Annotated in this window: 20 protein-coding genes; 9 read left to right on the top strand and 11 right to left on the bottom strand. The window is 71.4% G+C overall.

Annotated features, from left to right (window positions below; all coding sequences use genetic code 11):
* Positions 1-25 precede the first annotated feature (25 nt).
* The gene (locus OG883_RS22325) at positions 26-952 is read left to right on the top strand and encodes an SDR family oxidoreductase (protein ID WP_266543609.1); all 927 of its coding nucleotides are present in this window, start codon (positions 26-28) and stop codon (positions 950-952) included.
* A 206-nt stretch (positions 953-1158) separates the two neighbouring features.
* On the opposite strand, the gene OG883_RS22320 is transcribed toward OG883_RS22325, so the two are convergent.
* From OG883_RS22320 to OG883_RS22305, 4 genes are all read right to left on the bottom strand, one after another.
* The gene (locus tag OG883_RS22320) at positions 1159-2133 is read right to left on the bottom strand and encodes a YafY family protein (RefSeq protein WP_266543602.1); all 975 of its coding nucleotides are present in this window, start codon (positions 2131-2133) and stop codon (positions 1159-1161) included.
* Between the two features lie 37 nt (positions 2134-2170).
* Entirely contained in the window at positions 2171-2989 is an 819-nt protein-coding gene (locus OG883_RS22315) for a MerR family transcriptional regulator (protein ID WP_266543597.1), read from the bottom strand.
* Positions 2990-3117: 128 nt separating this feature from the next.
* Positions 3118-5796: a pyruvate dehydrogenase (acetyl-transferring), homodimeric type gene (gene aceE / locus OG883_RS22310; protein WP_266543594.1), complete on the bottom strand. Its 2679-nt coding sequence runs from the start codon at positions 5794-5796 to the stop codon at positions 3118-3120.
* Between the two features lie 404 nt (positions 5797-6200).
* On the bottom strand, positions 6201-6824 hold the full coding sequence (locus OG883_RS22305) for a GntR family transcriptional regulator (protein WP_266543591.1): 624 nt from the start codon (positions 6822-6824) through the stop codon (positions 6201-6203).
* Between the two features lie 51 nt (positions 6825-6875).
* Here OG883_RS22305 and OG883_RS46825 point away from each other — a divergent pair, with 51 nt between their 5' ends.
* Positions 6876-7469 (top strand): helix-turn-helix transcriptional regulator, encoded by a 594-nt coding sequence (locus OG883_RS46825; RefSeq protein ID WP_323180949.1) that lies wholly within the window; start codon positions 6876-6878, stop codon positions 7467-7469.
* A gap of 22 nt (positions 7470-7491) precedes the next feature.
* On the top strand, positions 7492-8100 hold the full coding sequence (locus tag OG883_RS22300) for a GPP34 family phosphoprotein (RefSeq protein ID WP_266543588.1): 609 nt from the start codon (positions 7492-7494) through the stop codon (positions 8098-8100).
* Between the two features lie 151 nt (positions 8101-8251).
* Here the strand turns inward: OG883_RS22300 and sucB are convergent, their stop codons facing one another.
* The 3 genes from sucB to OG883_RS22285 form a co-directional block, all read right to left on the bottom strand.
* A complete protein-coding gene (gene sucB / locus OG883_RS22295; RefSeq protein WP_266543585.1) occupies positions 8252-10063 on the bottom strand; it encodes a 2-oxoglutarate dehydrogenase, E2 component, dihydrolipoamide succinyltransferase in 1812 nt (603 codons plus the stop codon).
* A 54-nt stretch (positions 10064-10117) separates the two neighbouring features.
* Positions 10118-11506 carry a dihydrolipoyl dehydrogenase gene (gene lpdA / locus OG883_RS22290; protein WP_266543582.1) on the bottom strand — a complete coding sequence of 463 codons (1389 nt, stop codon included), beginning with the start codon at positions 11504-11506 and terminating at the stop codon, positions 10118-10120.
* Positions 11507-11860: 354 nt separating this feature from the next.
* A complete protein-coding gene (locus tag OG883_RS22285; RefSeq protein ID WP_266543579.1) occupies positions 11861-13393 on the bottom strand; it encodes a leucyl aminopeptidase in 1533 nt (510 codons plus the stop codon).
* A 283-nt stretch (positions 13394-13676) separates the two neighbouring features.
* Between OG883_RS22285 and OG883_RS22280 the strand changes: the two genes are divergently transcribed.
* The 5 genes from OG883_RS22280 to OG883_RS22260 all read left to right on the top strand — a co-directional run bounded on the left by OG883_RS22280 (position 13677) and on the right by OG883_RS22260 (position 20693).
* The gene (locus OG883_RS22280; RefSeq protein WP_266543576.1) at positions 13677-15731 is read left to right on the top strand and encodes a hypothetical protein; all 2055 of its coding nucleotides are present in this window, start codon (positions 13677-13679) and stop codon (positions 15729-15731) included.
* A 90-nt stretch (positions 15732-15821) separates the two neighbouring features.
* Positions 15822-17327, top strand: a complete 1506-nt coding sequence (pelF, locus tag OG883_RS22275) for a GT4 family glycosyltransferase PelF (protein WP_266543573.1) — start codon at positions 15822-15824, stop codon at positions 17325-17327.
* Positions 17324-19261 (top strand): hypothetical protein, encoded by a 1938-nt coding sequence (locus OG883_RS22270; protein ID WP_266543571.1) that lies wholly within the window; start codon positions 17324-17326, stop codon positions 19259-19261. Before pelF ends, OG883_RS22270 begins: the two co-directional genes overlap by 4 nt.
* Positions 19262-19263: 2 nt before the next feature.
* Positions 19264-19905, top strand: a complete 642-nt coding sequence (locus tag OG883_RS22265) for a spherulation-specific family 4 protein (RefSeq protein ID WP_266543568.1) — start codon at positions 19264-19266, stop codon at positions 19903-19905.
* The gene (locus OG883_RS22260; protein ID WP_266543566.1) at positions 19902-20693 is read left to right on the top strand and encodes an endo alpha-1,4 polygalactosaminidase; all 792 of its coding nucleotides are present in this window, start codon (positions 19902-19904) and stop codon (positions 20691-20693) included. The genes OG883_RS22265 and OG883_RS22260 overlap by 4 nt, the downstream gene beginning before the upstream one ends.
* A gap of 110 nt (positions 20694-20803) precedes the next feature.
* On the opposite strand, the gene OG883_RS22255 is transcribed toward OG883_RS22260, so the two are convergent.
* Positions 20804-21571 (bottom strand): adenosylcobinamide-GDP ribazoletransferase, encoded by a 768-nt coding sequence (locus OG883_RS22255; RefSeq protein ID WP_266543563.1) that lies wholly within the window; start codon positions 21569-21571, stop codon positions 20804-20806.
* 118 nt (positions 21572-21689) lie between these two features.
* Between OG883_RS22255 and OG883_RS22250 the strand changes: the two genes are divergently transcribed.
* A complete protein-coding gene (locus tag OG883_RS22250) occupies positions 21690-22448 on the top strand; it encodes a hypothetical protein (RefSeq protein WP_266543560.1) in 759 nt (252 codons plus the stop codon).
* Here OG883_RS22250 and OG883_RS22245 read toward each other — a convergent pair.
* The 3 genes from OG883_RS22245 to cobT are packed head-to-tail and all read right to left on the bottom strand — an operon-like array spanning position 22394 to position 26064.
* Entirely contained in the window at positions 22394-23104 is a 711-nt protein-coding gene (locus tag OG883_RS22245; protein WP_266543557.1) for a hypothetical protein, read from the bottom strand. The two genes, OG883_RS22250 and OG883_RS22245, sit on opposite strands and share 55 nt — an antisense overlap.
* Complete coding sequence (locus OG883_RS22240) at positions 23101-24921, bottom strand: phosphatidylglycerol lysyltransferase domain-containing protein (protein WP_266543554.1); 1821 nt, start codon at positions 24919-24921, stop codon at positions 23101-23103. The genes OG883_RS22245 and OG883_RS22240 overlap by 4 nt, the downstream gene beginning before the upstream one ends.
* A gap of 57 nt (positions 24922-24978) precedes the next feature.
* Positions 24979-26064 (bottom strand): nicotinate-nucleotide--dimethylbenzimidazole phosphoribosyltransferase, encoded by a 1086-nt coding sequence (cobT, locus tag OG883_RS22235; protein WP_266549330.1) that lies wholly within the window; start codon positions 26062-26064, stop codon positions 24979-24981.

Below are 26064 nucleotides of genomic sequence, written 5' to 3'. Positions count from 1 at the left end.
CGGGTATCCGTGCGACGGTCGGCGTATGACGACGGACACAACGGACACACCCCTCGCAGGCAGAGTCGTACTGGTCGCGGGAGCCACGCGGGGCGCGGGCCGCGCCATCGCCGTACAGCTGGGCGCCGCGGGCGCGACCGTGTATGCGACGGGACGGACCACCCGCGACCGGGTCAGCGAGGTCGGCCGGGCGACGGAGACCATCGAGGAGACGGCGGAGCTGGTCACGGCGGCGGGCGGCGAGGGCATCGCCGTGCCGACGGACCATCTGGAGCCCGAGCAGGTGCGGGCGCTGGTCGAGCGGATCGAGAGGGACCACGGCCGGCTCGACGTCCTGGTCAACGACGTCTGGGGCGGCAACCACCTGCTCGACTTCAACACCAGGATGTGGGACATCGACCTGGACCGCGGGCTGCGGATGCTCGAGCTCGGCGCGAAGAGCCACATCATCACCAGCAGCCTCGCGCTGCCTCTGCTGGTGCGGCAGCCCGGCGGGCTGGTCGTCGAGGTCACGGACGGCACGGCAGAGTCGAACAAGGGGTTCCGCGAGAACTTCTACTACGACCTCGCCAAGAACGCCCCGATCCGGATGGCCTTCATTCTGGGCGAGGAACTGAAGAGCGTGGGCGGCACCGCGGTGGCGGTGAGCCCGGGCTTCATCCGCTCCGAGGAGATGCTCGACATCTTCGGCCTCACGGAGGAGACCTGGCGCGAGGGGATCGCGAAGCAGAAGCACTGGGCGCTCTCCGAGTCGCCGGTCTATACGGGCCGGGCGGTCGCGGCACTCGCCGCCGACCCGGAGCGGGCGCGTTGGAACGGGCAGTCGCTGCACAGCGGGCAGCTGGCGAAGGAGTACGGCTTCACGGACACGGACGGCAGCCGGCCGGACGTCTGGACCTTCATGGCTCAGGAGTCGGCGGGGGCGGAGCCCTCGATCGACGAGTACCGGTAGGACGAGTGCTGGTGAACTGACGCCCGGTGCGGGTGCGGGTGCGGGTGCGGTGCGATGCAGTGCGGTGCGCGTGCCTGTGCGGTGCGCGTGGCGGTGCGATGCAGTGCGCGTGCCGGGCCAGGGCGCCGCGGGCCAGGGTGCCGCAGGACCGGCCAGGGGCCCGCGGCCCGGGCCGCCCGGGCCCGGGTGCCGATGCCGCCCCGGCTTCAGTCGTAGAGCGCGCGCATGCGCGCGGCGGCCGCGGCGAAACGTTCGCGCAGCCCGGACGGCTCAAGGATCTCCAACTCCGGCCCCAGGCCGAAGAGCTGGGTGTACGCCACGTCCAGGGACTCCACCGGCAGAGTGACCGTCACCCGGCCCCGTTCGTCCGGCGGGCCGGCCGCGTCCAGCGCCGCGCGGGCGGCCGCGCGGTCGGCGGCGTACGGGAGTCGGCGTGCGCCCGCCTCCGAGAGGCGCACCACCACCTCCGTACGGAGAAGGGAGCGCGTGAACTGGGCCGCGCGCTCCTCCCAGAAGGAGGGGAGGTCGAAGTCCTCGTCCCGTACGAACTGCTCCTCGCACAGCGAGACGGCGGTGAAGCGGTCGATCCGGTAGACCCGGGCCGTGCCGGTGCCGCCGTCGGCGCGGGCGCACAGGTACCAGACGCCCGCTTTGAGCACGAGGCCGTACGGAGCCAACTCCCGCTCCACCTCGGTGTCCCGGCGCCGGTAGCGGGCGCGCAGCAGCCGGTCGTCCCACACCGCCTCGGCGATGGCCGGCAACAGGTCGGGCGTCTCGGGCTCCTGGTACCAGCCCGGTGCATCCAGATGAAACCGCTGGGCCGCGGAGTCGGACGCGTCCTTGAGCGAGGGCAGCAGCGCCGCGGACACCTTCAGGCGTGCCGCGGACGCTGCGTCCTCGAGGCCCATCTCCCGCAGTGCGCCCGGGAGACCGGAGAGGAAGAGGGCCTCCGCCTCACTGCGCCCGAGCCCGGTCAGCCGGGTCCGGTAGCCCCCGATGAGGCGGTATCCGCCGGCCCGCCCCCGGTCCGCGTAGACCGGAACTCCTGCCTCCGAGAGCGCCAGGGCGTCCCGGGTGATGGTGCGCTCGGAGACTTCGAGTTCCTGGGCCAGCTCGGCCCCGGTCATCGAGGGCCGCGCCTGGAGGAGCAGAACCATCTTGATCAGCCGGGCAGCGCGCATGGCCCCATGATGCCGGAGGGCAGGCGCGCGGCCGGGCTCAGGCCAGGGGCTCCTGAAGCTCGGTCACCCACTTCTCGCGGTCCGCCGGGCACTCCAGATTGACCTCCCGGGCGTACCCCGCCGAGCTGTGGCCTCCCGCGTCGATCCAGTGGGCCAGAGCGTGGGCCGTGGGCATGATCGCGTCCATCGGGCCGCGGTGCACGATCGTCGCGGCCCGCTCGACGGCCGGCAGGTCGACGATCTCGAAGTCGAGGCCGGGCCGGGGGCCGGCCGAGACCGTCACCCCCGCGTGCACCAGGATCGCGCCGTCGCCCCCGGGCGCATCCTCGTAGTAGGCGATGCCGGGGCCCGTCGGGGCCACGCCCGCCGCCTCGAGCCGCCGGAACAGCTCGTCGTACAGAGGGCTGATGACGGGGCCGATGTGCTCGGGTCCGTAACCGGCCGCGGTGGCGGTCAGTTCGGCCACTCGAACCGCGGGAATGCTCTTGACGATGACATCCTGGGTGGGCATGTGCCCCTCGCTCTCGATCGACCGGAGCCTCGCCTCGACCTGGGCCAGCCTGGCGGCCGCCGCGGCCATCGCCTCCTCCAGCTCCGCCCGTCGCAGGACGAGCATCCCGCGCAGCTCCTCCGTGCTCACCTTCTCCTCGAGGATCTCCTGCACCTGTTGCAGCGTGAAGCCGAGATCCTTCAGGGCGATGACACGGTTGAGCTGGGCGAGCTGGGCCGCCGTGTAGTAGCGGTAGCCGCTGAACGGGTCGGTGCGGACGGGACGCAGCAGCCCGATCGCGTCGTAGTGACGCAGCATGCGGGCCGACACACGGCCGTGCCTGGCGAAGTCTCCGATGGTGAACATGACGCCTCCTACTCCACGGCTTCACACGGTGTCAGGGTCAAGGATCACCCACGACAGACCCCCGGTGGCCGCGCGGCCACCGGGGGTCTGTCGTGCATCGACCGACGTCACTCGTGCATCGACCGGCCTCAGAGGCCGTAGCGCTCGCGCGCTTCCTTCACGGCAGACACCGGGACCTCGCCGCGACGGGCCAGCTGGGCCAGCGCCGCGACCGTGATCGACTGGGCGTCGACGCCGAAGTGGCGGCGGGCCGCGTCACGCGTGTCGGAGAGACCGAAGCCGTCCGTACCGAGCGAGGAGTAGTCCTGCTCGACCCACTGACTGATCTGGTCCGGGACCTGACGCATCCAGTCACTGACCGCGAGGACCGGGCCCGGAGCGCCCTCGAGCGCCCGGGTGACGTACGGCGTGCGCTGCTCGCCGCGCAGCAGCGCCTCGTCGCACTCCAGCGCGTCACGGCGCAGCTCGCCCCACGAGGTCGCGGACCATACGTCGGCGGTCACGCCCCAGTCGGCTGCCAGCAGTTCCTGCGCCTCGAGGGCCCAGTGGATCGCCGTGCCGGAGGCCAGCAGCTGCAGACGCGGGGCGTCCGCGGCGGCAGGCACGCCCTCCTTGAAGCGGTAGAGACCGCGCACGATGCCTTCCTCGACACCTTCCGGCATCGCGGGCTGCGGCTTCGGCTCGTTGTAGACCGTCAGGTAGTAGAAGACGTTCTCGGCCTCGGGGCCGTACATCCGGCGCAGACCGTCCTTGACGATGACGGCGATCTCGTATGCGAAGGCCGGGTCGTAGTTGAGCGACGCCGGGTTCGTGGACGCGATCAGATGGGAGTGGCCGTCCGCGTGCTGGAGGCCCTCACCGGTCAGGGTCGTACGGCCGGCGGTCGCGCCGACGATGAAGCCCCTGCCGAGCTGGTCGGCGAGCTGCCACATCTGGTCGGCCGTGCGCTGCCAGCCGAACATCGAGTAGAAGATGTAGAAGGGGATCATCGGCTCGCCGTGCGTCGCGTACGACGTCGACGCGGCGATGAAGTCGGCCATCGCGCCGGCCTCGGTGATCCCCTCGTTGAGGATCTGGCCGTCCTTGGCCTCCTTGTAGTACATCAGCTGGTCGCGGTCGACCGGCTCGTACGTCTGGCCCAGCGGGGAGTAGATCCCGGCCGACGGGAACAGCGACTCCATGCCGAAGGTGCGGGCCTCGTCCGGGACGATCGGGACCCAGCGCCTGCCGGTCTCCTTGTCCCGCATCAGGTCCTTCACCAGGCGTACGAAGGCCATGGTGGTGGCCATCTCCTGCTTGCCGGAGCCCTTCTCGAGGGCCTTGAAGGCGCGTGCGTTGCTCTCGTCGGGGTCGGGCAGTGCCATGGCCTGCACACGGCGGGCCGGGGCCGGGCCGCCGAGGGCGGCGCGGCGCTCCTGGAGGTAGCGGACCTCGGGGGAGTCGGCGCCGGGGTGGCCGTAGGGCACCAGGCCGTCGGCGAAGGCGCTGTCCGGGATCGGGAGTTCGAGCAGATCACGCATGCCCTTGAACTCGTCGATGGTCAGCTTCTTCATCTGGTGGTTGGCGTTCTTGGACTCGAAGCCCTTGCCGAGCGTGTAGCCCTTCACCGTCTGGGCGAGGATCACGGTCGGCGCGCCCTGGTGCTCGACGGCCGCCTTGTACGCCGCGTACACCTTGCGGGCCTCGTGGCCGCCGCGGGAGGTGAAGAAGAGCTCGGCGATCTTGGCATCGCTGACCAGCTTCGACAGCTCGACGAGCGCGGGCTCGGCGCCGAAGAAGTGCTCGCGGATGTACGCCGCATCGCGGGTCGCGTACGTCTGGAACTGCGCGTCCGGCACCTCGCGCAGGCGGCGCAGCAGCGCGCCCGCGGTGTCGAGGGCGAACAGCTCGTCCCAGGCGGAGCCCCAGAGGGACTTGATGACGTTCCAGCCGGCGCCGCGGAACTGTGCCTCCAGCTCCTGCACGATCTTGAAGTTGGCGCGGACCGGGCCGTCGAGGCGCTGCAGATTGCAGTTGATGACGAAGGTCAGGTTGTCGAGCTGCTCGCGCGCCGCGAGGGCGAGGGCGGCGGTCGACTCGGGCTCGTCCATCTCGCCGTCGCCGAGGAAGGCCCAGACGTGCGAGGCGGAGGTGTCCTTGATGGAGCGGTTGTGCAGATAGCGGTTGAAGCGCGCCTGGTAGATCGCGGAGAGCGGGCCCAGGCCCATGGAGACGGTGGGGAACTCCCACAGCCAGGGCAGCCTGCGCGGATGCGGGTAGGACGGCAGACCGTCGCCGCCCGCCTCCTGGCGGAACCTGTCGAGCTGCTGCTCGCTCAGCCGTCCGTCGAGGAAGGCGCGGGCGTAGATGCCGGGGGACGCGTGGCCCTGGATGTAGAGCTGGTCGCCGCTGCCGTCGCCCTCCTTGCCGCGGAAGAAGTGGTTGAAGCCGGTCTCGTAGAGCCAGGCGGCGGAGGCGAAGGTGGCGATGTGGCCGCCGACGCCGAAGCGGGAGCCACGGGTGACCATCGCGGCCGCGTTCCAGCGGTTCCAGGCGGTGATGCGCGACTCCATCGCCTCGTCACCGTCGAAGACGGGCTCGGCGGCGGTGGGGATGGTGTTGACGTAGTCCGTCTCCAGCAGCCGGGGCACGGGGACTCCGGCCGTCTCGGCGTGCTGGAGGGTGCGGCGCATCAGGTACGCGGCGCGGTGCGGGCCGGCGTGCTCGGTGACGGCATCGAGGGACGCCGCCCACTCGGCGGTTTCCTCGGCGTCACGGTCCGGGAGCTGGTCGAGCTCGCTCGGAAGCTTGCCTACGGGGTCGGTCATGATCGCCGCCTTCCGGACAGGAGGGGGGTGGAGAAAAGGGGGCCTTGTCTGGCAGGACAGGGCGACGGGTTGGTGAACCCGACGATGACTGTAAGTCTCTGATCGATGATCGATCAAAGTCTGGAAGGGAAAACTTCTCAATCTGAAGAAATTGGCATCCGGTGCCGCGAATGGGGGCACCGGGTGCCGTCTCAAACAGGGGCATACGGGGCGCACGGCCGCACGCACGAGCGCACCACGTATCACCCGTGCGTCAACCCCGCCGTGCGGTCAGGCGGATCAGGTGCGCAGGTCAGGGGGCCGGTCGGCGGGGCGGTCGGGTGGCCGAGTCCGTCAGGTGCATCGCATGCATCGCCTGTGTCGCATGCATCGCATGCATCGCGTGTGTCGGGCAGGTCAGCGGGTCAGGCGCGCGGGGCGCAGCCCAGGACATGGGCCTTGACCAGGGAGCCGATGTCCGGGTCGCGGCGGCGGAACGCCTCCACCAGGTCCTGGTGCTCCTCGGCGTACGACTTCTGCACCGTGCCGAGCCAGCGGATCGACAGGGCAGTGAACACCTCGATACCGAGGCCCTCCCAGGTGTGCAGCAGTACCCCGTTCGAGGCGGCCCGCACCAGCTCCCGGTGGAAGCCCACCGTGTGCCGCACCTGCGCCGCCGAGTCGCCCGCCCGGTCCGCTTCGTACAGCGCCGAGACATGCGGCTCCAGCGCCGAGCAGTCCTCAGCCAGCCGGTCCGCGGCCAGCTCCGCGGCGATCTGCTCGAGGCCGGCCCGCACCGGGTAGCTCTCCTCCAGGTCGGCCGCGGTGAGACTGCGTACCCGTACGCCCTTGTTGGGTGCGGACTCGATCAGGCGCAGACTCTCCAGCTCGCGCAGCGCCTCGCGCACCGGCGTCTGGGAGACCTCGAGCTCGGTGGCGATCCGCCGCTCGACGATGCGCTCACCCGGCTTCCAGCGGCCACTCACAATCCCCTCCACGATGTGCTCGCGGATCTGGTCGCGCAGCGAGTGGACGACGGGGACGGACATGAAAGCTCCTCACGGGATGGCCGAGGCCGAGGTTACCGGAGAGGAACCTCGATGATCCCTTCGCGGGCCGATTGTCACTGTTCATGCACATGGGGTGATCGCGCGCCGCTACGATCTGTGAGCGGATCGCACCGCCAACTGTTGCGCGCCGGAAGGGAGTCGGCCATGCCCGCTGCCAAGGATCTGGGCCCCTGCACGTCACCGCGGTCGTTCTACGGGGCGGAGCTGCGGAGCCTGCGGGAGGAAGCGGGACTGTCGCAGGAGCAGTTGGGGGAGCGGGGCCTTTGCTCGGGCGCGTACAGCGGGTTGTTCGAGGCGGCGACGAGACGTCCGCAGGCCGACATGTGGCGCAGCTTCTGGACGGGGTCCCCGGGGCGGGCGACCACTCTCAGCGGCTCTCGGCGTGGGATGCAGCTGCCGTCCGCGCTCCGTAGACTCGTATACGAAAACCCTTGTCGGCGGGCCCCTGTCCCTGCGCACCGGCCGATCGGTGACCTGATCCCGGCCGGGGGTGTCGGGCGGGAATTCATGGTCGCCGGCTACGCGCAGCAAACCCGTGCAGCGATCGCGGCGGCCACCGACAGCGGCAGCCGACCTTGCCGCCCGGGTCACGTCGCCGGCAGCTTGGCGACGCATCGCCACTGATGCCCCTGACGTGGAGCCGTTCATGACCACACCGCGGGACCTGTTGATCGTTGCCACGGACATGGCCTCCACTCGCCCTGTGGAGCCGGGCAACATGTCGCTGGCGCTCGCGGGGGCCGAGTTGATCGACCTCCTCGGTGCCGAAGCCATCGGACTGGACGGCGATCGCATCGTGCCGGCCCACGCGCCGGCAATGGCTGATCCCCTGTTGGACGAGGCCGTATCGCAGCTTGCCCGGGAAGCGCCGTACGAGTCGGTCGGCGACTGGCTGTGGCGCAGAGGCCGTGGCCTGTCCGCGGCCTATCTGACCGTCCTTGAGGGAGAGGGCCAGTTCACTCGGCAACCCCGCCGCCCCTGGGGGCTCTTCCGGACCGGTCGGACGGTGCTGGTCGATTCGCCCGCTCGCCGCCGGGCGACGAACCGCTGGGCATCGGACGATCCCATCCTCGCCGCCCTTGCGGCGGCCCTCCGGATCCGCGACGAGCGGACTGGAGACTTCCCGGGCGTGGACGATGACGCGGTGTCGACCGTGCTCGCCGCCGTCAATGACGCGTTGACGGAACTGGAGGCCGAACGGCAACGGCGGTCCATCGAGAAGGCGGCCTTCGACAACATCTGGCGAGGCGAATGACGACCGCACGCGCGGTGGCGACGGCCGTCGCGACTGTGATCGCGGGCGCCCGGCCGTATCACCTCGGTCGGCGCCACCACCCGCCGGAACCGACGACGGCGCCCCCGCCCGGATTTCTCCAGGCGGGGGCGCCGTCGTGCTTGCTGGTGCCTTACAGGCCGAGCTCGACCTCGAACTCGCCGGCCTCCAGGATCGCCTTGACGGCCGTCAGGTAGCGGGCCGCGTCGGCGCCGTCCACCAGACGGTGGTCGTAGGAGAGCGCCAGGTACGTCATGTCGCGGACGCCGATGACGGTGCCCTCGGCGGTCTCGATGACCGCCGGACGCTTGACGGTGGCGCCGATGCCCAGGATCGCGACCTGGTTCGGCGGCACGATGACCGTGTCGAACAGCGCACCGCGCGAGCCGGTGTTGCTGATCGTGAAGGTCGCACCGGACAGCTCGTCCGGGGTGATCTTGTTATTGCGGACCTTGCCCGCCAGCTCCGCGGTCTTCTTCGAGATGCCGGCGAGGTTGAGGTCGCCCGCTCCCTTGATGACCGGGGTCATCAGACCCTTCTCGGAGTCCACCGCGATACCGATGTTCTCGGTGTCGAAGTAGGTGATCGTGCCCTCGTCCTCGTTGATCCGGGCGTTGACGACCGGGTAGGCCTTCAGCGCCTGGGCCGCGGCCTTGACGAAGAACGGCATCGGGGACAGCTTGACGCCCTCACGGGCGGCGAACGCGTCCTTCGCCTGGTTGCGCAGCTTCATCAGCTTGGTGATGTCGACCTCGACGACCGAGGTCAGCTGGGCCTGCGAGTGCAGCGCCTTCATCATGTTGTCGCCGATGACCTTGCGCATGCGGGTCATCTTGACCGTCTGACCGCGCAGCGGGGACACCTCGAGGGCCGGGGCCTTCGACGGAGCCGCCGGGGCGGCAGCGGCCGGAGCCGGGGCGGCGGCCCTGGCGGCCTCCGCGGCGGCGATGACGTCCTGCTTGCGGATACGGCCACCGACGCCGGTGCCCTTGACCGCGCCCAGGTCGACGCCGTTCTCGGCGGCGAGCTTGCGGACCAGCGGGGTCACGTACGCGCCGTCGTCACCAGAAGGCGCGGCGGGCGCGGCCGGAGCCGACGGGGCGGGGGCGGCCGGGGCGGCCGGAGCCGGAGCGGCAGCCGCGGGGGCGGCCTGGACCGGAGCCGGAGCCGGGGCCGGAGCAGCGGCGGGAGCCGGAGCGGCAGGCGCGGCCGGGGCAGCGGGAGCCACGGGGGCAGCCGGAGCCGGAGCCGGGGCCGGAGCAGCGGCGGGAGCCGGAGCGGCAGGCGCGGGAGCGGCCGCCGGGGCAGCACCCGGGGCGCCGATCACGGCCAGCTTGGCGCCGACCTCGGCGGTCTCGTCCTCGGCGACCACGATCTCCAGCAGCACACCGGAAGCCGGGGCAGGGATCTCGGTGTCGACCTTGTCCGTGGAGACCTCGAGCAGCGGCTCGTCGGCCTCGACCGACTCGCCGACCTCCTTGAGCCAGCGGGTGACGGTGCCCTCGGTGACGCTCTCGCCGAGCGCGGGGAGGACGACGTCGGTGCCGGTGGCACCGCCGGCCGGGGCGGCAGCGGGCGCCGGAGCGGCCGGGGCCTCGGGTGCGGCGGGTGCCTCGGCGGCCGGAGCCGGAGCGGCGGGGGCCTCGGGGGCCTCGGCCGCCGGAGCCTCGGCAGCAGCCGGGGCCGGGGCGGCAGCAGGCGCGCCGCTGCCGTCGTCGATGACGGCCAGCTCGGCGCCGACCTCAACGGTCTCGTCCTCGGCGACCTTGATGGACGCGAGGATGCCGGAAGCCGGGGCGGGGATCTCGGTGTCGACCTTGTCGGTCGACACCTCGAGCAGCGGCTCGTCGGCCTCGACGCGCTCTCCCTCGGCCTTCAGCCAGCGGGTGACAGTGCCCTCGGTGACGCTCTCGCCGAGCGCCGGAAGGGTTACGGAAACCGGCATGGTTTCAGTTGCTCCTTACGAATGTGCGGAAGTGGTCGTCGCGCCCGGGACTTGCTAGTCGTGGGAGTGCAGGGGCTTGCCGGCCAGGGCCAGGTGGGCCTCGCCGAGCGCCTCGCTCTGCGTCGGGTGCGCGTGGATGAGCTGCGCGACCTCGGCCGGCAGAGCCTCCCAGTTGTAGATCAGCTGAGCCTCGCCGACCTGCTCGCCCATACGGTCACCGACCATGTGGACGCCGACCACGGCGCCGTCCTTGACCTGGACGAGCTTGATCTCGCCCGCGGTCTTGAGGATCTTGCTCTTGCCGTTGCCCGCGAGGTTGTACTTCAGTGCGACGACCTTGTCCGCACCGTAGATCTCCTTGGCCTTGGCCTCGGTGATGCCGACGGAGGCGACCTCGGGGTGGCAGTACGTCACCCGCGGCACACCGTCGTAGTCGATCGGAACGCTCTTCAGACCGGCCAGGCGCTCCGCCACCAGGATGCCCTCGGCGAAGCCGACGTGCGCGAGCTGGAGGGTCGGGACGAGGTCGCCGACCGCGGAGATGGTGGGGACGTTGGTCTGCATGTACTCGTCGACCAGGACATAGCCGCGGTCCATCGCGACGCCCTGCTCCTCGTAGCCCAGACCGGCGGAGACCGGGCCGCGGCCGACCGCGACCAGCAGCACCTCGGCGTCGAAGGTCTTGCCGTCGGCGAGGGTGACGCGGACGCCGTCCTGGGTGTACTCGGCCTTCTCGAAGAAGGTTCCCAGGTTGAACTTGATGCCGCGCTTGCGGAACGCGCGCTCAAGAAGCTTCGAGCTGCTCTCGTCCTCGACCGGGACGAGGTGCTTCAGGCCCTCGATGACGGTGATGTCGGAGCCGAAAGACTTCCACGCGGAGGCGAACTCGACGCCGATGACGCCGCCGCCCAGCACGATCGCGGACTGCGGGACGCGGTCCAGGACCAGCGCGTGGTCCGAGGAGATGATGCGGTTGCCGTCGATCTCCAGGCCCGGCAGCGACTTCGGTACGGAGCCGGTGGCGAGGAGAACGTGGCGGCCCTGCACACGGCGACCGTTGACGTCGACGGAGGTGGGGGAGGACAGCCGGCCCTCACCCTCGATGTAGGTCACCTTGCGGGAGGCGACCAGACCCTGCAGACCCTTGTACAGGCCCGAGATGACGTCGTCCTTGTACTTGTGGACGCCCGCCATGTCGATGCCCTCGAAAGAGGTCTTGACACCGAACTGGGAGGCCTCACGCGCCTGGTCGGCGATCTCGCCGGCATGCAGCAGAGCCTTCGTGGGGATACAGCCGTTGTGCAGGCAGGTGCCGCCGAGCTTGTTCTTCTCGATCAGGGCGACGTCCAGACCAAGCTGAGCTCCGCGCAGCGCCGCAGCGTAACCGCCGCTACCACCGCCGAGGATCACTAGGTCGAAAACGGTGCTGGCGTCGTTCGCCACGTCACGTCCTCCATGCATGTGCGCCGGGCGCCGGTCCTCTGTGACCGGGCGGCGGCTGGTATTCGGCCGCTGTTTCTTCGGCCCTGTGGTGGGGGCCCTGTCCTGCCGAGAACCCATCTTCGCACTTGTTGACGGGAGGCGGGACGCGGGGCCGGGGTCTGAGGCGTCCGATCGACCGCCTCCGGGTGTTACTCGCCCGTACTGACGTACGGATTTCGTCGAAGGTGAAACTAGCAAGCCGACAACACCTACGGCCCCGGACTTATGCCCGGGGCCGTAGGCACGGCGGTGACTCGGCCCAGGTAACCGGCCCAGGACCGGCCCGGATGACCGGCCCAGGTAACAGACCCAGGATCAGCCCAGGTCGCCGGCGGCGGTGCGCTCGGCGAGCTTGACCAGGGTGCGGACCGCGGAGCCGGTACCGCCCTTGGGGGTGTAGCCGAACGGCGCCCCCTCGTGGAAGGCCGGGCCCGCGATGTCCAGGTGCGCCCAGGTGATGCCCTCACCCACGAATTCCTGCAGGAACAGACCGGCCACCAGGCCGCCGCCCATCCGCTCGCCCATGTTGGCCATGTCGGCGGTCGGGGAGTCCATGCCCTTGCGCAGATCGGACGGGAGCGGCATCGGCCAGGACTGCTCGCCGACCTCCTCCGCGATCTCGTGGACGGAGGTACGGAACGCGTCGTCGTTCGCCATGATGCCGAAGGTGCGGTTGCCCAGCGCCATCACCATCGCGCCGGTCAGGGTCGCCACATCGATGATCGCGTCCGGGTTCTCCTCGGACGCCCTGGTGATCGCGTCGGCCAGGACCAGGCGGCCCTCGGCGTCGGTGTTGAGCACCTCGACCGTCTTGCCGCTGTACATGCGCAGTACGTCGCCGGGGCGGGTGGCCGACCCGGACGGCATGTTCTCGGCGAGTGCCAGCCAGCCGGTGATGTTCACCTCGAGGCTCAGGCGCGCGGCCGCGACGACGGCGGCGAACACGGCGGCGGCGCCGCTCATGTCGCACTTCATCGTCTCGTTGTGGCCGGCGGGCTTCAGGGAGATGCCGCCCGAGTCGTAGGTGATGCCCTTGCCGACCAGCGCGAGGGTCTTGGCCGCCTTGGGGTGCGTGTAGGTGAGCTTCACCAGGCGGGGCGCGTTCTGCGAGCCCTGGCCGACGCCGAGGATGCCGCCGTAGCCGCCCTTGGCCAGCGCCTTCTCGTCGAGAACCTGCACCTTGATGCCGTGCTCCTTGCCGGCGGCGGTGGCCACGGCGGCGAAGGACTCGGGGTAGAGGTCGTTCGGCGGGGTGTTGACCAGGTCGCGGGCGCGGTTGATCTCCTCGGTCAGCGCGATCGCGCGCTCGGCCGCGGCCTTGTACGCCTTGTCGCGCGGCTTCGCGCCGAGCAGGGCGACCTCGGCGAGCGGCTGCCTTGCGCCGTTCCGCGCGCCCTTGGCGTCCTTCTCGCCGCCCTGGTAGGCGGTGAAGGCGTACGCACCCAGCAGTGCGCCCTCCGCGATGGCCTCCGCGTCCTCGACCGCCTCGACCGGCAGGGCGAACGCGGCCTTCTTCGCACCGCTCAGCGCACGGGCGGCGGCGCCCGCGGCGCGGCGCAGCGACTCGGCGGCGTACGCCTCGTCCTCCTCCGGGACCCGGCCGAGCCCGACCGCGATGACGACGGGAGCCTTGAGGCCGGACGGCGCGGGGAGCTTGGTCACCTCGCCCTCGGCACCGGTGGCGCCGAGGGTCTCCAGGACGGAGGCGAGCTTTCCGTCGAACGCCTTGTCCACGGCCTCGGCGCCCGGCGCGACGACCGGCCCCTTGGCGCCCTTCGCGACGCCGACCACGAGGGCGTCGGCGCGCAGCGTCGCCGCGCCGGCAGTGCTGAGAGTGAGAGCAGTCACGGTGGTGAAATCTCGCTTCCGTTGAGTCGCAGGGGCCGTAAGGGCCGTAGAAGGGGATGGATCGGCATCCCACGCCGAGCAAGAGCCTACGCGCGGTCACATGTTTCGCTCACGGCGGCGGCAGTTCACTCATCCGTGGCGTCTCTTCGCGTTTGGCTCATGGGCGACGAGACCTCAGTCACACTCGCCTCATTCAGGCAAGGGAGCGCGGGGCTCCTTTGCATCATCTCCACAGGTCCTCCGCATTTTTCGCAGCCGAGGACCCGCGCGAGGGGGGAAGTTCATGGGGTTTCATCAACACGGACCACGGGCGGGCAGAGCCGCCGCGGCACTCCTGGCGGCCGGCCTGCTGGCGACGGCCGTCCCGGCATCGGCAGCGGTGGCCGCGGCTCCGGAGCCGCGCATCGATCTGACGGTGCTGGTCATCGACGACGGAGGCGGCGCGGTCGGCGCGATCGTCGCGGAGCTCAAGGACACCGGGGTGCCGTACCGGACGGTGGACCTGGACGACCCGGGCCGGCCGGTGATCAACGCCGCGTTCCTCAGCGACACGGTGAGCGGCCGGCCGCGCGCCAAGTACCAGGGCGTGGTGGTCCCCGACGAGGACCCCTTCGGCGCGGACTCGACCGCCGGCGCCGCGGAGAACGCCGCGCTCTTCGCGTACGAGACGACCTTCGGTATCCGCCAGGTCGACGCCTACACCTGGTCCCATCCGGGCGTCGGCCTCGAGTACGTCGACAACGGCGGCTACGCGGGGGTGCTGGACGGCGCGCAGAGTGCGGTCACCGCCGCCGGACGGACAGGACCCTTCGGCTATCTGGACGGACCCGTCGCCTTCGAGGACAACTCCTCCCTGACCGCCGAGAGCTACGGCTACGCGGGCAAGCCGAGGGAAGGATTCACCAGCTATCTCGACACGCCGGTGGACGACTCCGGCGCGCGCGGCAGCCTGGTCGGCGAGTACGCCCACGACGGGCGCCGCGAACTGGTCGTGACCTTCGCGTACAACCAGTACCAGCGGCAGTTCCGGGTGCTGGCCCGCGGCATCGTCGAATGGCTCACCCAGGGCATCCACCTCGGGCAGAGCCGCAGCTACTTCTCCGTACACATCGACGACGTCTTCGCCCCCGACGCCCGCTGGGACACCGCGCGCAACTGCACGCCCGGCGACTTCGACTGCACGGACGGCGGCGAGGAGAGCAACCCGATCCGGATGAGCGCCCAGGACGCGGCCCACGCCGCCCAGTGGCAGCGCACCGCCGGATTCACCCTCGACATGGTCCACAACGCCGGCGCCGGAGAGGAGTGGAAGACCGAGCACGGCGGCACCGACCCGCTCGCCGACCGGCTGGTGGCCGACCGGGCGCAGTACCGCTGGGTGAACCACACCTACACCCACCCCTTCCTCGGCTGTGTCCAGGACACCTCCACCGTGCCCTGGCAGTGCGCCAAGGACGCGGCCGGAAAGACCCTGTGGATGAGCCGCGCCGAGATCTCCGCGCAGATCCGCGACAACCACAACTGGGCCGTAGGAAAAGGGATCACGGTCGACCGCAGTGAGCTGGTGACCGGTGAGCACTCCGGGCTCAAGACCCTGCCGCAGCAGCCGCAGGACAATCCGAACCTCGCCGGGGCACTGGCCGACAACGGTGTGAAGTGGGTCGCCAGCGACAACTCCCGCGAGCCGCAGCAGCGTCCGGTGGGTGCCGCCCAGACCGTGCCGCGCCATCCGATGAACGTGTACTACAACGTCGGCACGGCCGCCGAGATGACCGACGAGTACAACTGGCTCTACTCCGCCGCGGCGGACGGGGGCAGTGGAGTCTGCGAGACCAACCCCGCCTCCACCTGCCTCGCCGAGCCGCTGGACACCGCCACCGGGTACGCGTCCTACATCGTGCCGCAGGAGGCCCGGACCGCACTGAGCCATGTCATCGCCAACGATCCCCGCCCGCACTACGTCCACCAGTCCAACCTCGCCGAGGAGCGGATCCTCTACCCGGTGCTCGACAAGGTGCTGGCCGACTACCGCGCCCTGTTCGCCGACAGCGCCCCGCTCGTCAACCCGCGCCAGCGCGATGCCGGTACGGAACTCCAGCGCCGCGCCGTCTGGAACAAGGCACTGGCGGACGGAAAGGTCACGGCGTACCGCATCGGCACCACCGTCACCGTAAAGGCCCCGTCGGGCGTGAGTGCACCGGTCACCGCCCCCGAAGGCACCCGTAAGCAACTGCTTCTGTCCACCGCCGTGTTCGGCACCGCCTATGCGGGAGCGCGGTCCGCCTGGACCTCGCCCGAGCTGCTCCAGTCGGCGATCACTCTCAAGCTCCCGGCCTGACGGACACGGGCCCCTGGGCCCCGGGCCTGGGGGCCCGGGGCCCGGAGGCCCGAGAGCCGTCGACCGCCACCGCTGTCCAGGGGGGACACCATGCTGAGCTGCGGGCGTCATGTCACCATGCTCACCGAAGGCACCTATCCACACGTCCACGGGGGCGTGTCCACCTGGTGCGACCAGCTCGTACGCGGAATGCCCGAGGTCGACTTCCAGGTCGTCGCCCTCACCGGCAGCGGCCGCGAGCCGGTCACCTGGGAACTGCCGCCCAACGTCTACCGGCACACGGCCTTCCCGCTCTGGGGCCCGGTGCAGGGCCGCCGCCCTCTCTTCGGGCGGGAGCGGCGCCGCTTCATCGACATCTACGAACGCTTCCTGCTGTCGGTGCTCGACCCGTCGGCCGGCTGCGACTTCGGCGACGCGCTGTTCGCGCTGGCCGAGATCGCGCGCGAGGGAAGGCTGTCGACGGCGCTGCGCTCGGAGTCCGTACTGCGCTCCCTGATGTGGATCTGGACCATGCCGCATCTGGAGATATCCGCGTCCCGGCCCACCGTGCACGACGCGCTGACCGCCACCGACCTGCTGGAACACGCGCTGCGGCCGCTGGCGGTACGGATACCCGACGACTCGATCGCGCACGCCGTCAGCGCCGGCCTCGCCACGCTGCCCGCACTGACCGCACAGCGCTTCGACGGAGTGCCGTTCCTGCTCACCGAACACGGCATCTATCTGCGCGAGCGCTATCTCGGATACCGCGCCGAGGCACAGCGCGCACCCGTGAAGTCGCTGATGCTCGGCTTCTACCGGGAGCTCAACACCCTCGGCTACCGGCGTGCCGATCTCATCACGCCCTGCAACCAGTACAACCGGCGGTGGGAAGAGCGGGGCGGGGCGCCCGCGGACCGTATCCGTACCGTCTACAACGGCGTCGACCCGCACGCCTTCCCGCAGGCCGGAGCCGAACCGGACGTGCCGACGATCTCCTGGGCGGGACGGATCGACCCGATCAAGGACCTGGAGACGCTGATCCGGGCGTACGCCATGGTCCGCGCCGAACTGCCCGAGGTGCGGCTGCGGTTGTTCGGCGGTGTGCCGGCGGGCGGCGAGGCGTACCGGACGCGGCTGGAGAAACTCGCCGCGGAACTGGGCGTCGTGGACGGCATCGCCTGGGAGGGCCGGGTCAGCGACGTGGCGCGCGCCTACGCGGCGGGGAGCGTGGTGCTGCTCTCCAGCATCAGCGAAGGGTTTCCCTTCTCGCTGATCGAGGCCATGTCCTGCGGCCGCCCCACCGTTTCCACCGATGTGGGCGGAGTACGCGAAGCCGTCGGCGACACGGGCCTGGTGGTGCCGCCGCGCGAGCCCGCGGTGCTCGCGGAGGCGACGCTGGGGCTGCTGCGCGACAAGGAGCGGCGCGCGGAGCTGGGCCGGCAGGCGCGGCAGCGCGTCGTCGACCGGTTCACCCTGCGCCGCTCGGTGGACGGCTTCCGCCGCATCTACCTCGAACTCGCCGGCTTCCCGGAACAGGCGGACACCGGCTTCCTACCGGCCGCGCTCCCCGACCCCTGGTCCCAGGACCGGGCCGCCGAAGGGGCGATGTGGTGAGCGGTCCGCTGTGGCAGGGGCCCGGACAGCAGGTCGACACCCTTCCGGTACTGCCCCGCCCGCGCGGCGGCCCGGCCGCCGATCCGCTGGAGGAACTCGCCGAACGGATGGAGGAGTTGATCGCCGCTGCCGTCCATCCCGACGAGATCGCCGCGATCCTCGAGTCGGACGGCATGACGGACGACCACATCCGGCTCACCTACGGCCGCGAGGACTCCTTCGCGCTCGCCGAGGACCTGTACGCCCGCATCCCGCGCCGCTTCCCGGAGCCGCCCCCTGCCTCCGGCGGGGGGACCCCCAGCCCGCCCGTGGACCCCTGGCACGTGGGCCTTCCCGGCTGTCTGCTGCGCGGCCTCGTCTTCGCCCTGCCGGGCCTGGCGTACGTACTGGGGGCGCCGCTGCTGAAGGGGGCGGGCCTGGCCCCGCTGCTCGCGGGCGCGCTGACGGGATGGGTGTGGAACCAGGCGCTCTCCCACCGCGCCTACTCCTGGCTCGGCCTCGGCGACCGCGTGGCGGCGGCCCGCTCCCTGCTGGTGGGAGCCCCGGCGGGCGCGCTGCTGGGCTCGGCGGTGGCGGCGGCAGCGGCGGCGCTGTCGTCAGGAGCCGGCCAGTGGCCCGCGGCGGGGTTCGCGGTGGCCCAGGCGCTCTATCTGTCGGCGGCGACCGTTCTGCTGGTCCTGGACCGCGAACGGGCGCTGCTCTGTGCCCTGTTGCCGATGACGGCGGGGGCGCTGCTGGCACTTCCGTACGACCTGGCGGAGCCGCTGCGTACGGGGCTGCTGCTGGCGTCGCTGGCGACCGCGGTGTGCCTGGCGGTGGGCGCGCTGGTGACGGGCATCCCGGCGTTGTGGAAGCGGGCGGCTCCCGTCGGGACTCAGCCCCGAACCGCGCTCCTGAGTCGCGTGAGGGCCTCATTTTCCTGCCGCCCGGGCCGGGGCTCTGCACCGGACCTCGTGGCTCCCCCTACGCCCTGGGGGCGTGGCCCCCAGCCACGGGAAGGGGCGGGGTGGGGAAACGGCGCGGCGCAGGGCGCAATCTGCTCCCGTCACGCCGGCCGCCAGGGCGGTGCGTCCTTTGATGCCGGAAGCGGTACGGCTCTCGGCCGCGGGCTCTCCCGGCCGTTCGGCCGAACCCGAGCCGGAGCCGGCGCGGGAGGCCGAGCGGGAGGCCGACCCGGCGCGGAAGTCCGAGCCGGCGCCGGAGCCCGGGCCGGAACCGGAGGCCGGGCCCAGATCCCCGGGCGCGACGCGTCCGCCCGACCGGGCCGCACCGACCGGGCGTCGGGCCGTCGGGACCGCGACGAGCGCCGACCTGCCCGGCCGCCCGGCCGGGACGCGCGGGCCGCTCCCCGGATCGCCGCATCCCTGCCGTACGGGTTCTTCGGGCTCGGGACCGGGGCGCTCGTGCTGTACACCGCCCTCGGGGACGTCCTCGCCGGCGGCGCCGGCGCCGTCGTCTCCGCGCCCTCCGCCGTCGCGCTCACGCTCAGCATGGGGCCCGCCGAGTGGCTGCTGCACCGCTTCCGCGGGGAGAGCCTCGCCGGGCTGCGGGCGAGCACCACCTCGCGTGCCTTCTGGCGGGGCGCCGCGGCCGTCCTCGCCGAGTGTCTCGCCGGATACCTCGCGGTCCTGTTCGTCCTCGCTCTCGCCGGGACGCTGCTGTGGCCCGACGCGCCCGCGCTCGGCGGGATGCGGCTGGCCACGCTGCTGCTCATCGGTGCCGTGCTCTGGACCGGGCTGCTGCTCCAGTCGTTCGGCGCGGTGACCGGCGCGGCCGCGGTGTGCTGTGCCGCGGCCCTCGCCCAGACGATCGCCCTGGCGACCGGCGCGGGCAGCGCGCATCTCGTGGGACTCTGCGTCGCGGCCGTCGCGGCGGCGCTGTTGGCCGGGCTCGTCTGTGTTCTCCTGGGCCGTGCCACGGCCCACCGCGGATGAGGATGCGTTCCGTGAAAACCTTGCTGGTCCCGTACTACGAGCACCCCACCGAACGGCCCGACGCCTGGGACGCCCTCCTCGCCGCCGCAGACCGGCTCTACGGCGTGGTGCTCAACCCCGCCAGCGGCCCCGGCGCCGCCCCGGACCCCGCCTTCGCGGTGGTCGCGGGGCGGCTGCGCGCGGCCGGGGTCCGCGTCCTCGGCTACGCCGACACCGACTACGGCCGCCGCCCGCACGCCGCCGTCGTACGGGAACTGCTGTGCCACCGAGACTGGTACGGCACGGACGGGGCCTTCCTCGACCAGGTGTCGGCGGAGCCGGAAGCGCTGCCGCACTACCGCCGCCTCGCGGTCGCGGCCCGCACGGCCGGCGCCCGCACCCTGGTCCTCAACCACGGCGTCCACCCCGACCCGGCCTATGCCGAACTCGCCGACCTGCTGGTCACCTTCGAGGGCCCCTGGGACGCCTACGGATCCCTCGCGGTCCCGCTCTGGACGGCCGCACACCCGCGCGAGCGGTTCTGCCATCTGGTGTACGCGGCCCCGCCCGACGCCCATGTGGCCGCCGCGGTCCAGTGCGTCGTCCCGGGCGCCGGGGTGCACCCGTGGGGCACTCTCCCGCATGCTCTGGAGCCGATCCGGTGAGACGCGCGCCCCTGCTGCTCGCGCTGCTGCTCCTGCTGGTGGCGGGCTGTAGCGCGCCACCCGACGGGAAGCAGCCCGAGCAGCCTTCCGAGCGCTGGAAGCCGGAGCCCGGCCTCGCCTGGCAGTGGCAGCTGAGCGGCAGGCTCGACCCGACCGTGGACGTCCCCGTCTACGACATCGACGGCTTCGACCACCCGAAGTCCGCCGTCACCGATCTGCACCGCCGCGGCCGCAAGGTCATCTGCTATCTCTCCACCGGCGCCTGGGAGGAGTTCCGCCCCGACGCCGGGAAGTTCCCCGCGTCCGTCCTCGGCCGCGGCAACGGCTGGGACGGCGAACGCTGGCTCGACATCCGCCGTACGGACATCCTCGAGCCCCTGATGGCGGAGCGCATCGACATGTGCCGGGCCAAGGGCTTCGACGCGGTCGAGCCCGACAACATGGACGCGTACGCCAACCGCACCGGCTTCGCTGTCACCGCCGCCGACCAGCTCCGCTACAACCGCCTGATCGCCCGCCTCGCCCACGACCGCGGTCTGGCCGTCGGCCTCAAGAACGACCTCGACCAGATCCCGCAGCTGGTGGGCGACTTCGACTTCGCGGTCAACGAACAGTGCGCGGAGCACGACGAGTGCGACCGGCTGACCCCGTTCATCCGCGCGGGCAAGGCCGTCTTCCACGTCGAGTACGAGCTGCCGACCCGGGACTTCTGCCCCGGCGCCCGCAGCCTGAAGCTCAGCTCGATGCTGAAGAAGTACGAGCTGGGGGTGTGGCGCAGGCCCTGCTAGGCACGCGGGACCACGGAGCTGGGCACGCGGGACCACGGAGCTGGGCACGCGGGACCGCATAGCCAGGCACGCGGGACCGCAGAGCTGGGTACGCGGGGATCGCAGAGCGGTTACGGGCCCAGTACGAGCGCGATCAGAGCCGCCGTCGCCGCCGTCTCGGCCAGCGCGCCGAACACGTCGCCGGTCACCCCGTCGAAGCGGCGTACGCAGTGCCGCAGCAGCAGCTCCGCCGCGGCAAGAGCGACCAGCACGGCCAGGGCGTGGTGCAGCACGCCGTAGGCGCCGAAGGCCGCGCCCGCCGCCGCGCAGACCCCGGTGACCAGTGCGGTGACGGCCAGTCCGGTGCGTACCGGAACGACACCCGCGACCGCCGCGCCGAGGCCTTCGGGGCGGGCCGCCGGGATGCCCGTGCGGCAGGCGAGGGTGAGGGCGAGACGGGCGGCGACCGCCGAGACCACCGCCGCCGTCGCGCCGTGCGCCCAGCCCGCGCCGTACAGCTCGTACAGCGCCGCGATCTGCGCGAGCAGGACGAACAGCAGCGTGATGACCCCGAACGGGCCGATGTCCGACTGCTTCATGATCCGCAGCGCGTCCTCGGCGGGCTTGGCGCTGCCCAGGCCGTCCGCGGTGTCCGCGAGACCGTCCAGATGGAGGCCGCGGGTGAGCACGGCGGGGACGGCGGCGGTGGCCACGGCGGCGAGCAGCGGTCCCGAGCCCAGGAGTATCAGCACGCCGCCGAGGGCCGCCGCGCACAGACCCACGACCAGGCCGGCCAGGGGCGCGCACAGCATTCCGGCGCGTGCCGCACCGCGGTCCCAGCGGGTGACGCGCACGGGGAGCACGGTCAGCGTGCCGAAGGCGAAACGTATGCCGTCCATGGACTCTTCCGGCCGGGGGATCCGGGGTTCTCCCCGGGCATGGGCAGTATCGCGCGAAGGGTAGCCGGGCAGGAGGGACGGTAAATTGCACAAAACGCGCAAATCAGGAGCGGGTGGCATGGGTGACTGGTTCAACCGTAACTTTGTCGAGCCGGGGAAACTCCCGCTGCTGCTTGCGCTGTCCTCCTTCGTACTGACCTTTCTGATCACCCGTTCCATCACCCGGCTCATCAGGGCGGGGAAGGGGCCCTTCGGCAATGTCTCCTCCGGCGGGGTGCACATCCACCATGTGGTCCCCGGCGTCATCCTGACCGTGATCGGCGGCTTCGGAGCCGTCGGCAGCGGCCGGCACGGCCCCGCCGCGGCGGTCTGCGCGATCCTCTTCGGAATCGGCGCGGGCCTCGTCCTCGACGAGTTCGCGCTGATCCTCCATCTCGACGACGTCTACTGGACCGAGCAGGGCCGCCAGAGCGTGGAGATGGTCGTCCTCACGGCGGCCCTGGTGATGCTGACTCTCGGCGGCTTCTCGCCGTTGGGGGTGAACGAGCTGACGGGTGAGGAGCGGCAGAACCGCGGCGTGGTCATCTCCACGCTCGCGGTCAACTTCCTCTTCGTCCTCCTCACCCTCCTCAAGGGAAAGCTGCGCCTGGCGCTGATCGGCACCCTGCTCCCCTTCGTGGCGATCGTCGGCGCACTGCGGCTGGCCAAACCCGGATCCCTGTGGGCCGGCCGCTTCTACCGCAACCGCCCGAAGACCCGCGCCAGGGTCGCGCTGCGCGCCTACCACCACGACCGCCGCTGGACAGGCTCCTGGCGCAGGTTTCAGGAGTGGATCGGCGGCGCCCCCGACCGGCTGCCGGTCCGCAAGAAACACTGACGCCGGCGCCGCCGCTGCCACAGCGCCTCGACCGCGATCAGCACCAGCACCGCGGTGATCGCCGCCAGATGCTCCTTGCCGGCGAGATTGTTCTTGATGAGAATCTCGACGATCATCGCGACGATCACCAGCACTCCGGTGAACCGGGCCCGGTAACGCCAGCAGACATAGACCGCCAGGCCGACGACCGCCGCCGACGGGCCCGTGTCGACGATCCGCGCGTCGGAAGCGGGCAGACCGAAGAGGCTGTCCGGGCCGAGCGCGATGCCGATCCGTGCGTACATCGTCCCGGCCAGCGTCGAGATGTACGCGATCACCAGCGTCCGCGCCCGGCCCAGCGCGATCTCCGCGATGGCGAACACCAGCAGGACCTGTGCCAGCGCGCCCCACACCGGCAGGTCCAGCGCCGGCACGAACAGCGACAGCGGGGTGCGCACCAGGGCGAGCCACAGCGGATCCTCGGCCCGTACGAAGCCTATGACGCGGACCGGGTCGTAGCCCCAGGACTGGTTCTGTACGGCCTGGAAGAGAGCGGTGAGACAGACCGCCACGAGCGTCAGCGGGATCGCCCGCCACTTCTCGGCGACGAGTGCCGTGCGCAGGGTCGTGTACAGCGGCCCCCACTCGCGGCGCGCGAACGCGCGCACCGTGTTCACCGCTTGGTCTCCAGGTGTCGGCGATGCATCCACTTGGGCAGACCCGGGGCCTCCAGGAACCCCTCGGCGCGTCCGGCGGCGAGGCCGATCCGCAACAGGTCGGCGCTCTTTTCGAAGAGCATGAAACGTGGCTCCCAGATTGGTCGGTACTTTGCGTTGGCGCGGTAGAGGGACTCGATCTGCCACCAGCGGGAGAAGAAGCTGAGGAGCGAGCGCCACAGCCTCAGCACGGGTCCGGCCCCGAGCTTCGCGCCGCGTTCGAAGACCGATCTGAACATCGCGAAGTTCAACGACACCTGCGTGATCCCGATCTCTTTCGCGCGCTGCAGGAGCTCGATGACCATGAACTCCATCAGGCCGTTCCCGGAATCCCGGTCACGCCGCATCAGATCGAGCGAGAGCCCCTGGGGCCCCCACGGCACAAAGCTCAGCACCGCCCGCAACGCACCCTCGCCGTCGGTGCATTCGAGCATCACACAGCGGCCGTCCGCCGGATCGCCGAGCCGCCCCAGCGCCATCGAGAAGCCGCGCTCGGTGGCCCCGTCGCGCCAGTCGTCGGCGCGTTCCAGCAAGGTGGCCATCTCCTCGGCCGGAATGTCCTCGTGGCGGCGGATGCGCACCTGGTACCCGGCGCGCGCGACCCGGTTGCAGGCCTGGCGCACGGTCCGCATCGCGCGCCCCTCCAGCGAGAACTCGGCAGTGTCGACGATCGCCTCGTCGCCCAGTTCCAGGGCGTCCATGCCGTGCCGCGCGTAGATGGTGCCGGCCTCCTCGCTCGCCCCCATCACCGCCGGGATCCAGCCGTGTTCGCGGGCCTGGGCCAGCCAGGGGTCGATGGCGCCGGGCCAGGCCTCCGGATCGCCGATCGGGTCGCCGGACGCGAGCGAGACGCCGCCCACCACCCGGTAGGCGACGGCGGCCTTCCCGGTCGGCGACCAGACGACGCTCTTCTCGCGGCGCAGCGCGAAATAGCCGAGCGAGTCCCGGTCGCCGTGCCGCTCCAGCAGGGCGCGCAGCCTGGTTTCGTCGTCCTCGGTGAGCGCGTCGACGGCCCGGCGGGAGCGGAAGGCCGCGTACAGCACGGCGAGCAGCAGCAGAGTGGACAGGACGTTGATGGTGACGTCGACCCAGCCCGGTGTGCTGATGTCGGCGAAGCGGGAGTCGTCGGCGGCGAGGGACACCAGCCGCATCACGCCGTACCGCCAGCGCTCCAGGAAGGTGGACGCCCCGGTCGCGGTGTTGGTGACGGTGACGAGCAGGGCGGCGAGCAGCGAGGTGAGCAGCAGTCCGCCCGCCGCGACGGCCGCGGCCAGTTTCGGGTTGGAGCGGTCGCCCGTCGCGTAGAACTCCCGCCGGCCGAGGACCAGCGCGAGCACGAAGGCGGCGGTCAGGGCGAGCGAGACCCAGTTCTGCGCGTGCTGCCGGATCTCGGGGAAGAGCATGGCGAAGGCGAACAGCAGCAGGAGGAGGCCGCTGAGTACGAGGTTGAGGATCCACGCGGCCCGCTTGCGGCGGCGCATGGTGATCGCCAGGAAGAGGGTGAAGGCACCCGAGGCGAAGCCCGCGGTGAGCAGGTACGGCGTGAAGTAGGTGTCGGTGTTGTGCCGGCGCAGGTCCTGGCCGAAGGAGACCCACACGGCGCTCAGGAAGTTGAGGAACGTCACGGCCCGCAGGTACCAGACGGCGAACGCCGCACTGCGCCGGGAGCGGACGGTGTGCCTGCGCGTGCTCCGGCTCGTACTCGGGCTCAGGCTCGGGCTCGTACTCGCGCTCGTACGAGGGTTCGCCTCTTCGGTGGACAAACGGACCTCTCCCATGAAAAGCGATGATATGGGGCATCGCATGTCATGGTGGCGGGCGGTACGGCCGCCCGGTCAGTGGCTGCCGCCTCCCGACGCGTCAGTCCGTGTCGCTCCCACCGGCTGCGTACGCTCCGGCAGTTCGGCCGCGAGGGCGGCCGATGCCTGTACGAGGGGGAGTGCGAGCAATGCCCCGGTTCCTTCCCCCACAGTGACGCCGTGATCGAGCAGCGGGTTGAGCGCCATCCGGTCCAGCGCCTTCGTCTGGGCCGGCTCGCCGCTGACCTGACCGGCGAGCCACCAGTCCGGCGCGCGGAACGCGGCCCGCTGCGCCACCAGCGCACATGCCGCGGAGACGACCCCGTCCAGGATCACCGGCATCCGGCGTACGGCGCTCTGCAGCAGGAAGCCGGTCATCGCCGCCAGATCCGCGCCACCGACCGCCGCCAGCAGCTCCAACTGGTCGCCGAGCACCGGGCGGGCCCGCCGCAGCGCGTCCCGGATCGCCGCGCACTTGCGCATCCAGGCCAGATCGTCGATGTTCGCGCCGCCGCGGCCGGTCACCACCGAGGCGTCCGTGCCGCACAGAGCGGCGATCAGGGTCGCTGCGGGCGTCGTGCCGCCGACGCTCAGATCACCGAGGACGACCAGGTCCGTGCCGGAGTCCGCCTCCTCGTCGGCGATCGCCATACCCAGGCGTACGGCCTGTTCGGCCTCCTCCACCGTCAGGGCGTCCTCGACGTCGATCCGGCCGCTGCCGCGCCGCACCCGGTGGCGTACGACCTCGGCGGGCAGCAGCTCCGGGTCGCAGTCCAGTCCGGCGTCGACGCTCCGTACCGGCACGCCCATACGGCGGGCAAGCACGGCAACGGGGCTGGCGCCCTCCAGAACGGCACGCACCAACTGGTGCGCGGTGCCGGACTCCCGGCCGGAGACGCCCAGTTCGGCGACGCCGTGGTCGCCGGCGAACAGGACGACACGAGGCTGGTCGATGGCCTTGACCGGCACGGAGGCCTGCGCGGCGGAGAGCCACTCGCTCAGCTCGTCGAGACGGCCGAGAGCGCCGGGCGGGACCATCAGCCGCTCGCGGCGTTCCTCGGCGTCACGCCGCATGCCGCTGTCGGGGCGCTCGATCAGGTCGGAGAAGTCATCGAGATTCAG

This window comes from Streptomyces sp. NBC_01142, from assembly GCF_026341125.1.
In the GTDB taxonomy this organism is placed as follows: Bacteria; Actinomycetota; Actinomycetes; order Streptomycetales; family Streptomycetaceae; genus Streptomyces.
Note: the sequence above shows the minus strand (reverse complement) of the source record. Positions and strands in the feature narration are given on the sequence as shown.

What these genes read in the sequence shown, in the direction of transcription:
- OG883_RS22265 (WP_266543568.1), top strand. Translation starts at nt 19,264, where the DNA reads ATGCGTTCCGTGAAAACCTTGCTGGTCCCGTACTACGAGCACCCCACC.
- OG883_RS22300 (WP_266543588.1), top strand. Translation starts at nt 7,492, where the DNA reads ATGACCACACCGCGGGACCTGTTGATCGTTGCCACGGACATGGCCTCC.
- OG883_RS22280 (WP_266543576.1), top strand. Translation starts at nt 13,677, where the DNA reads ATGGGGTTTCATCAACACGGACCACGGGCGGGCAGAGCCGCCGCGGCA.
- OG883_RS22320 (WP_266543602.1), bottom strand. Translation starts at nt 2,133, where the DNA reads ATGCGCGCTGCCCGGCTGATCAAGATGGTTCTGCTCCTCCAGGCGCGG.
- OG883_RS22315 (WP_266543597.1), bottom strand. Translation starts at nt 2,989, where the DNA reads ATGTTCACCATCGGAGACTTCGCCAGGCACGGCCGTGTGTCGGCCCGC.
- OG883_RS22305 (WP_266543591.1), bottom strand. Translation starts at nt 6,824, where the DNA reads ATGTCCGTCCCCGTCGTCCACTCGCTGCGCGACCAGATCCGCGAGCAC.
- OG883_RS22325 (WP_266543609.1), top strand. Translation starts at nt 26, where the DNA reads ATGACGACGGACACAACGGACACACCCCTCGCAGGCAGAGTCGTACTG.
- sucB (WP_266543585.1), bottom strand. Translation starts at nt 10,063, where the DNA reads ATGCCGGTTTCCGTAACCCTTCCGGCGCTCGGCGAGAGCGTCACCGAG.
- aceE (WP_266543594.1), bottom strand. Translation starts at nt 5,796, where the DNA reads ATGACCGACCCCGTAGGCAAGCTTCCGAGCGAGCTCGACCAGCTCCCG.
- OG883_RS22255 (WP_266543563.1), bottom strand. Translation starts at nt 21,571, where the DNA reads ATGGACGGCATACGTTTCGCCTTCGGCACGCTGACCGTGCTCCCCGTG.
- OG883_RS22240 (WP_266543554.1), bottom strand. Translation starts at nt 24,921, where the DNA reads ATGGGAGAGGTCCGTTTGTCCACCGAAGAGGCGAACCCTCGTACGAGC.
- OG883_RS22250 (WP_266543560.1), top strand. Translation starts at nt 21,690, where the DNA reads ATGGGTGACTGGTTCAACCGTAACTTTGTCGAGCCGGGGAAACTCCCG.
- OG883_RS46825 (WP_323180949.1), top strand. Translation starts at nt 6,876, where the DNA reads ATGATCCCTTCGCGGGCCGATTGTCACTGTTCATGCACATGGGGTGAT.
- pelF (WP_266543573.1), top strand. Translation starts at nt 15,822, where the DNA reads ATGCTGAGCTGCGGGCGTCATGTCACCATGCTCACCGAAGGCACCTAT.